At 63.7% G+C, this 7,126-nt stretch carries 7 protein-coding genes and 1 tRNA gene; 5 read left to right on the top strand and 3 right to left on the bottom strand.

Features of this window, described 5'->3' with window-relative positions:
* Nucleotides 1–298: 298 nt before the first annotated feature.
* The gene (rpoH, locus tag HEP69_RS22920; protein WP_290560842.1) at nucleotides 299–1,195 is read right to left on the bottom strand and encodes an RNA polymerase sigma factor RpoH; all 897 of its coding nucleotides are present in this window, start codon (nucleotides 1,193–1,195) and stop codon (nucleotides 299–301) included.
* Between the two features lie 153 nt (nucleotides 1,196–1,348).
* Nucleotides 1,349–2,383 carry an RluA family pseudouridine synthase gene (locus HEP69_RS22925; protein WP_290560843.1) on the bottom strand — a complete coding sequence of 345 codons (1,035 nt, stop codon included), beginning with the start codon at nucleotides 2,381–2,383 and terminating at the stop codon, nucleotides 1,349–1,351.
* Here HEP69_RS22925 and HEP69_RS22930 point away from each other — a divergent pair.
* Nucleotides 2,382–2,678 (top strand): DUF6476 family protein, encoded by a 297-nt coding sequence (locus HEP69_RS22930; RefSeq protein WP_290560844.1) that lies wholly within the window; start codon nucleotides 2,382–2,384, stop codon nucleotides 2,676–2,678. The genes HEP69_RS22925 and HEP69_RS22930 overlap by 2 nt on opposite strands.
* A 120-nt stretch (nucleotides 2,679–2,798) precedes the next feature.
* Here HEP69_RS22930 and HEP69_RS22935 read toward each other — a convergent pair.
* A tRNA-His gene (locus HEP69_RS22935) sits at nucleotides 2,799–2,875 on the bottom strand.
* A 383-nt stretch (nucleotides 2,876–3,258) separates the two neighbouring features.
* Here HEP69_RS22935 and HEP69_RS22940 point away from each other — a divergent pair.
* From HEP69_RS22940 to modC, 4 genes are all read left to right on the top strand, one after another.
* Nucleotides 3,259–4,134, top strand: a complete 876-nt coding sequence (locus tag HEP69_RS22940; protein ID WP_290560845.1) for a hypothetical protein — start codon at nucleotides 3,259–3,261, stop codon at nucleotides 4,132–4,134.
* A 69-nt stretch (nucleotides 4,135–4,203) separates the two neighbouring features.
* Nucleotides 4,204–4,971, top strand: a complete 768-nt coding sequence (gene modA, locus HEP69_RS22945; RefSeq protein ID WP_290560846.1) for a molybdate ABC transporter substrate-binding protein — start codon at nucleotides 4,204–4,206, stop codon at nucleotides 4,969–4,971.
* Complete coding sequence (modB, locus tag HEP69_RS22950; protein WP_290560847.1) at nucleotides 4,968–5,678, top strand: molybdate ABC transporter permease subunit; 711 nt, start codon at nucleotides 4,968–4,970, stop codon at nucleotides 5,676–5,678. Before modA ends, modB begins: the two co-directional genes overlap by 4 nt.
* Nucleotides 5,675–6,763: a molybdenum ABC transporter ATP-binding protein gene (modC, locus tag HEP69_RS22955; protein ID WP_290560848.1), complete on the top strand. Its 1,089-nt coding sequence runs from the start codon at nucleotides 5,675–5,677 to the stop codon at nucleotides 6,761–6,763. Before modB ends, modC begins: the two co-directional genes overlap by 4 nt.
* The last annotated feature ends 363 nt before the right edge of the window (nucleotides 6,764–7,126 follow it).

Consider the following 7,126-nt stretch of genomic DNA (forward strand, 5'->3'; position numbering starts at 1 on the left):
CCAGCCCCAAGCGCGGCGGCCCCCTCCCGCTCTTGCCCTTCATCGTGCTGGATGGAGCATCGGCCAGAACCCCCTGATGTGCTCCGCTCTGCTGTCTTACCAGGTCGGCCCCCCGACCAGCCCCCGCCCAGGCTTGGGGGCCGGTCTCATCGCTTAGAAGCAGGCGTTGCAGATCTACCGGACGATGCTCTCGACAGCCGTTCCGCCGGGATCCGCCCCGGATGATACATTCCCAAACAAAAACGGCCCCGGAAAACCAGCCGGGACCGCCTTATGCATGTCAATTGCGTGCGAGGGATCACGCGGAGGTCAACATGCCTTTCTCCTTGGCCAGTTCGCGCATCCGCTTTTGCAGCTTCTCAAACGCGCGCACCTCGATCTGGCGGATCCGTTCCCGGCTGACATCATATTCACCCGAAAGCTCCTCAAGCGTCAGCGGCTGATCGGCCAGACGGCGTTTTGTCAGAATGTCCTTCTCGCGATCGTTGAGAACATCATAGGCCGCAACCAACAGCTCACGGCGGGCATCCAGCTCATCGCGCGCCTCATAATCGGCGGCCTGATCGGCGTCCTCATCCTCCAGCCAGTCCTGCCATTGCATGCTCCCTTCACCTTCGGAGCCCACAGTGGCGTTCAGCGACGCATCCCCGCCCGACAGGCGGCGGTTCATCGAGATCACTTCCTTCTCGGTCACTCCAAGATCCGTCGCGATCCGCTTGACATTCTCGGGGCGCAGATCGCCCTCTTCCAACGCGCCGATCTTGGCCTTGGCCTTACGCAGATTGAAAAACAGCTTCTTCTGCGCCGAGGTCGTGCCCAGCTTGACCAGCGACCAGGACCGCAAGATATATTCCTGGATCGAGGCGCGGATCCACCACATCGCATAGGTCGCCAGACGAAATCCGCGCTCGGGGTCAAACCGTTTGACCGCCTGCATCAGGCCGACATTGGCCTCTGAAATCACTTCGGCCTGCGGCAATCCATAGCCGCGATAACCCATCGCGATTTTCGCGGCCAGCCGCAGATGCGATGTGACCATCTGATGCGCGGCCTCGGTATCTTGCTCCTCGACCCAGCGCTTGGCCAGCATGTATTCCTGTTCCGGCTCCAGCAAGGGGAACTTGCGGATCTCCTGAAGATAGCGGTTCAACCCGCCTTCCGGCGATGGTGCCGGCAGATTTGCATAGTTTGCCATTTGCGTGTCCCTCCCAATGTTTAAGGACTTAACATAGCATATGTGGTGTTAGCGCCCCCATTTCAAGGGATATCTGCGCTGCCTTTTACAGATATTGAACTGATCGGTTCATTTTTAAAGGGAAATGTCCGTGCGCTCACGCGCATGTGCTGTTCATTGCACCGGTTTGCGCAATGCGGTGAGCAGATCGCGCATATCGCCGGGCAGGTCGGCCTCAAATCGCATCGCGACACCGGTCACGGGGTGGTCAAAGCCCAAAACCGCCGCGTGCAACGCCTGACGCGGAAATGTCTGCACGGCCTCGATTGCGGCCCCAGGCAGCGCCCTGAGCGGCAGTTTGCGCCGCCCGCCATAGGTTGGATCGCCCACCAGCCCGTGACCGGCATGGGCCAGATGCACCCGGATCTGATGGGTGCGCCCGGTCTCCAGCCAGCATTCGACCAGGGCGAGTGTCGCGGGCGTGCCGAACCGCTCCACCACCCGCGCCCGCGTCACTGCATGGCGCCCGCCGGCAAAGAGGACCGCCTGGCGCTGACGATCCGTCTTGTGGCGGGCAAGCTGGGTGGTCAGTTTCAGGATGTTGCCCGGCTCAAAGCTGACCCCCTTGATCCCGCGCAGGCGTGGGTCGCTGGCATCGGGCACACCGTAAACCACAGCCCGATAGTACCGCTCGGCGCTATGCGCCTCGAACTGGGCCGCCAGCCCGTGATGGGCGGCATCGGATTTGGCCACGACCAAAAGACCGCTCGTCTCCTTGTCGATCCGGTGAACGATGCCCGGCCGCTTGACACCGCCCACGCCCGAAAGGCTCTCACCGCAATGCGCCAAAAGCGCATTGACCAGCGTCCCCGAGGGGCTGCCCGGCGCGGGGTGAACCACCAGGCCCGCCGGTTTGTTCACCACGATCAGATGGTCATCCTCAAAGACCACGTCGAGGCGGATCGCCTCGGGCCCGATATGGCTCTCATGGATTTCGGCAAGGGCAATCTCCACCAGATCGCCTGCCGCAACGCGCGCCTTGGGAGTGTCCACCACGGTGCCATTGACGGCGACCGCCCCTTCGGCGATCAGTCGGGCGAGCCGGGTGCGGGACAACGCAGCCTCTGCTGGCACATCGCGCGCCAAGGCCTTATCAAGGCGCGGCGGTGGATCGGCCGCGATCGTGAAACTGACGCGGAATACGCCCATGCAAAGCCCCTCGGACAATCTGCCAGAACCGCCAAACCTGCGCTTTCTGCGCCGCCTGGTGACGGTCCTGACGTTGGTGATGATTGGCGGACTTCTAGTCATCACATCGCTGCTTGTCATCCGCTTCTCGCAGACCGCCCCGGCTCTGCCCGATGACATCACCCTGCCCGATGGCACCAGCCCGCAGGCCTTTACCCAAGGCACCACCTGGTACGCGGTCGTGACCACAGACAACCGCATCCTGATCTATGACCGGCTTACCGGCACCCTGACCCAGACCGTGCAGATCGACTGACCGGCCCGGTTCGTCCGGCAGAGATCATTCCCTAGGTGGCATTCCTTGCGCATGACTGGCACAGACCCATGGACGACAAGGCGGGGCTCCTTAACATCGCAATGCGGACAGGAGTGAGTATGGTACCGCCTCCCTGGCTTGAACAGGGGACCTCTGGATCCACAATCCAGCGCTCTAACCAACTGAGCTAAGGCGGCACATTCTGGGATGCATCCGCGGACGCATCCGCCTCATCAAGGCCCGAGCGCTATAGCAAGCTTTTGGCGCGGGATGCAAACCGAAAATGCGGCCTCGCGGACACCGCCGCCCGCCGTTTCGGCCCAACGACCCAGACTGGTGGTGAAGCCTCCTGTTTCATGGCGCGGGCCCCCGTCCCCGCGGCCACGCCGCCAGCGCCGCGCAGACCCGCGCATCGTCCATGCAGCCTGCGTTCAGCATCGGTCCTTCCGGCAATGCCCCGCGCACGACCGCCAATACCCGCCACTGGGTCCCGCGCTCGTGTTCCACAACCATTTGACTGCCCCCCCGCCATGAGGGTACGCACAAGATCAATCGAACCGAGCAGGTCCAGACCTCAGATATGCAGATCATTTTTCATACCGGCGCGCATTTCACCGATGAAGATCGGCTGATGAAATGCCTTTTGCGCAACAAAGACGCCTTTGCTCAACGCGGCATCTCGGTCCCGGGGCCGGGACGGTATCGTCAGTTGCTCCGTTCGACGCTGAACGCGATGCGCCGGACCTCGCCGGATCCGGATGCCCGGGAGGTGCTCCTCGACGCTATTCTGGATGATGAGACCGCCGAGCGGGTGATCCTGTCGAATGCGCATTTCTTTGGCGTGGCCAATGCGGCGGTGCGCGACGGCGTGCTCTACCCTGCCGCGCCTGAACGGTTGGCCAATCTGCAACGTCTGTTTGCCGGAGATGAGATCGAGATGTTCATCGCATTGCGCAACCCGGCGACCTTTCTGCCGCAGGTGCATGAGAAATCGCCGGAGCGGACGATGGACGAGATCCTCGGCGGGCGAGACCCGCGTGAGCTGCGGTGGTCGACCATGATCCAGTCTGTCCGCCAGGCCGCCCCGGACGTGCCGGTTACCGTCTGGTGCAGCGAGGACACGCCGCTGACCTGGGCACAGATCATTCGCGATCTCGCCGGGCTGGAACCTGAGCAAAAGATCACCGGGGCTTTCGATCTGCTCAAGACCATCATGACCCAGGAAGGCATGCAACGCTTTCGCGCCTATCTCAGCGCGCAGCCCGAACTGACCGAGATGCAGAAGCGTCGCGTCATTGCGGCGTTCCTCGACAAATTCGCGCTGGAGGACGAGTTGGAGGACGAGCTCGACATTCCCGGCTGGACCGAAGCGCTGGTCGAGGAGATGACCGATATCTACGATGAGGATGTTCTCACCATCGAACGGATGGCCGGTGTCCAGTTCATCGCCCCCTGAGGTCATGGGGACCCGGCGCTGGCCCCCGTCCCTGTTCGGGGCCGGCAGCACCGGTCCTGTCGTATGGACATGAGACGTTTTGGACTGTCGCTCACCCTGATATTGGGGCTTTGGCCTTCACTGGGCTGGGCCCAGCCACGCGATATTGTGGTCTTTGCCGCCGCCAGCCTCAAGAATGTCCTGGACGAGGCGGTCGCGGCCTTCGAAACCGAAACGGATCACGATGTCGTGGTGTCCTTTGGCGGCAGTTCCGCGCTGGCCCGGCAGATCCAGCAGGGCGCCCCAGCGGATATCTTCATTTCAGCCAATGTCCTCTGGATGGAGGCTCTCCAAGGCGACGGTCTGATCCTCCCCGAGAGCCGCACCGTTCTGGCGGGCAATCGTCTGGTGCTGGTGGGGTTGGACGGCGATCCGGTTGATCTGCAAGATCCCGGCGCGCTGTCTGCGCGTCTGGCACCTGACGACAGGCTCGCCATGGCGCTGGTCGATGCGGTACCGGCGGGCATCTACGGCAAGACGGCGCTCCAAAACCTCGGCCTTTGGTCCGGCATCGTCCCGTTTGTCGCCCAGACGGGCAACGTCCGCGCGGCCCTGCGGTTGGTGAGCCTGGGCGAGGCGCGGATGGGCGTGGTCTATGCCACAGATGCCCATATCGACAGCACCGTCACGGTTCTTGCCACCTTTCCGGCCTCCAGCCACCCACCGATCCGCTATCCGGCGGCCCTGACGGCCGAGCGGACCCACCCGGACGCGTTGGCGTTCTTGCGGTTTTTGCGCGGGGCGCAAGGGCAGACGCTTTTCGCCCGATACGGCTTTCTCACCGGGATCGCGGAATGAACGCCTGGTTGGGCCCGTCGGAATGGCAGGCGGTGGCACTGTCGATACAGGTTTCCTTGTGGGCAACGGCCCTTAGCCTGCCATTTGGTATTCTTGTGGCCTATGCGCTGGCCAGATGGGAGTTTCGCGGCAAGCAACTGCTGAACATAGTGGTGCATCTGCCGCTGATTCTGCCGCCGGTGGTCACCGGTTATCTGCTGCTTTTGACCTTCGGTCGGCGCGGCCCCATCGGCGGCTGGCTGGAGGACACGTTCGGACTGGTGCTGGCGTTTCGCTGGACCGGCGCGGCCCTTGCCGCGGCGATCATGGCATTTCCCCTGATGGTGCGCGCAATCCGACTGGCGATCGAGGCGGTCGACCCCAAGCTCGAAGAGGCCGCCGCGACCTTGGGCGCCTCTCGCCCTCGCGTCTTTTTCACGGTCACATTGCCGCTGATCGGCCCAGGGCTGATCGCCGGGGCGGTGCTGGCCTTTGCCAAGGCCATGGGTGAGTTCGGCGCAACGATCACCTTTGTCTCCAACATACCGGGACAGACCCAGACGATCCCGTCTGCGATCTATGCGTTTCTCCAGGTCCCCGGCGGTGAAAGCGGGGCGCTGCGGCTGGTCGTTGTTTCCATCTTGTTGGCGATGGGCGCGCTTTTTGCCTCCGAATGGCTGGCCCGGCGCACGCAACGTCGCACGACAGGCCGTGAGGGGGTGCTGTGACGCTCGCAGTCGAGATGCGCCACACCTTGGGCGCCTTCTGTGTAGAGGTCGCGTTCAAGGCCCCGGCGGGCATCACGGTCCTTTTCGGGCGCTCGGGCTCGGGAAAAACCACCGTCGTGAATGCCGTGGCAGGGCTGTTGCGGCCCGACATGGCGCGGATCACGTTGGATGGGGACACGCTCCATGACAGTGCGGCGCGCCGGTTTCTGCCTGTCCACAAACGCCGATTGGGCTATGTGTTTCAGGACGGACGGCTGTTTCCGCATCTGAGTGTGGCGCGCAACCTGGATTTCGGGCGCAATCTCGCTCCGTCAGACGCCCCAGGACCCGACCGGGACGAGGTCGCAGACCTCCTGGGTATCGCACATCTGATGGACCGCGCGCCGCATGCGCTCTCGGGTGGCGAAAAACAACGTGTCGCTATCGGGCGGGCGCTGCTGTCGCGCCCCCGGATGCTTCTGATGGATGAACCGCTGGCCGCGCTGGACACGGCCCGCAAGGCCGAGATCCTGCCCTATCTGGAACGGTTGCGCGACTGTCTCAACCTGCCCGTCCTCTATGTCAGCCATTCCGTGCCCGAAGTGGCCCGTCTGGCCACCACCCTTGTCGTTCTCGAAGAAGGGCGCGTCGCACGCGCCGGTCCGGCAGAGGCCGTACTTTCGGATCCGGACATGGTCCGCCAGATCGGGGTCCGGGCGGCGGGCGCGGTGCTGCCCGCCCGGGTGCTGACCCATCACGACGATGGCCTGACCGAGCTGCAAACCTCCGGCGGGCGGCTCTTTCTGCCAAGCATGCAGGTCGCGCCAGGCAGTGCCACCCGGGTCAGGATCCTGGCCCAGGATGTGATCCTGTCCAAAGCCGCCCCCTTTGGCCTTTCCGCACTCAACATCCTTCCGGTGCGCATCCTCGCCCTGCGCGAAGGCAGCGGCCCCGGCATGGTTGTGCAAATGACCTGCGGGACCGACCGCTTATTGGCCCGTATCACCCGCCGCTCGGCCCAGACCCTGGTCCTGACCCCCGGGGACAGCGCCTTCGCGATCATCAAGTCGGTCTCCATCGCCCGTGTCGACATCGGCACCGGCTGATCCCAAAGGATAGCGCGCCGCCCATCGATCCACAGCCTTCGCGCACCTGGATCTGTCTTCACGTCCAAAAAAGCAATCGCACCGCGATCCTGATGCACCAAGCCACCTGAGCTGACTGTTGGTCTTTCTGGGGGCGCTGCCCCCGGCCCTACGGGCCTCCCCCGCCGGTATTTTGAAAGAGAAGAATGAAAAGGACGCGGCTCCTGGCTTCTTCTGGCCTTAAATATTCCCAGGGTTTGGGACAGCGTCCCAAGGCCCGTGCGGCCGCGCACAAATAGAATAGAATGCGGCGCAGCCGCTCCGGCCGGGCAAGCCCCAGGGCCGCCAGGTTGGACGAGGGCGCGCCGGCGGGGGGACCGGGGC

The sequence above is a fragment of the Aestuariivita sp. genome, assembly GCF_021404545.1.
Taxonomy (GTDB): Bacteria; Pseudomonadota; Alphaproteobacteria; order Rhodobacterales; family Rhodobacteraceae; genus Aestuariivita.

Coding starts and splice junctions, on each gene's coding strand:
- HEP69_RS22925 (WP_290560843.1), bottom strand. CDS start 2,383: ATGGGCGTATTCCGCGTCAGTTTCACGATCGCGGCCGATCCACCGCCG.
- HEP69_RS22930 (WP_290560844.1), top strand. CDS start 2,382: ATGCAAAGCCCCTCGGACAATCTGCCAGAACCGCCAAACCTGCGCTTT.
- HEP69_RS22940 (WP_290560845.1), top strand. CDS start 3,259: ATGCAGATCATTTTTCATACCGGCGCGCATTTCACCGATGAAGATCGG.
- rpoH (WP_290560842.1), bottom strand. CDS start 1,195: ATGGCAAACTATGCAAATCTGCCGGCACCATCGCCGGAAGGCGGGTTG.
- modA (WP_290560846.1), top strand. CDS start 4,204: ATGAGACGTTTTGGACTGTCGCTCACCCTGATATTGGGGCTTTGGCCT.
- modB (WP_290560847.1), top strand. CDS start 4,968: ATGAACGCCTGGTTGGGCCCGTCGGAATGGCAGGCGGTGGCACTGTCG.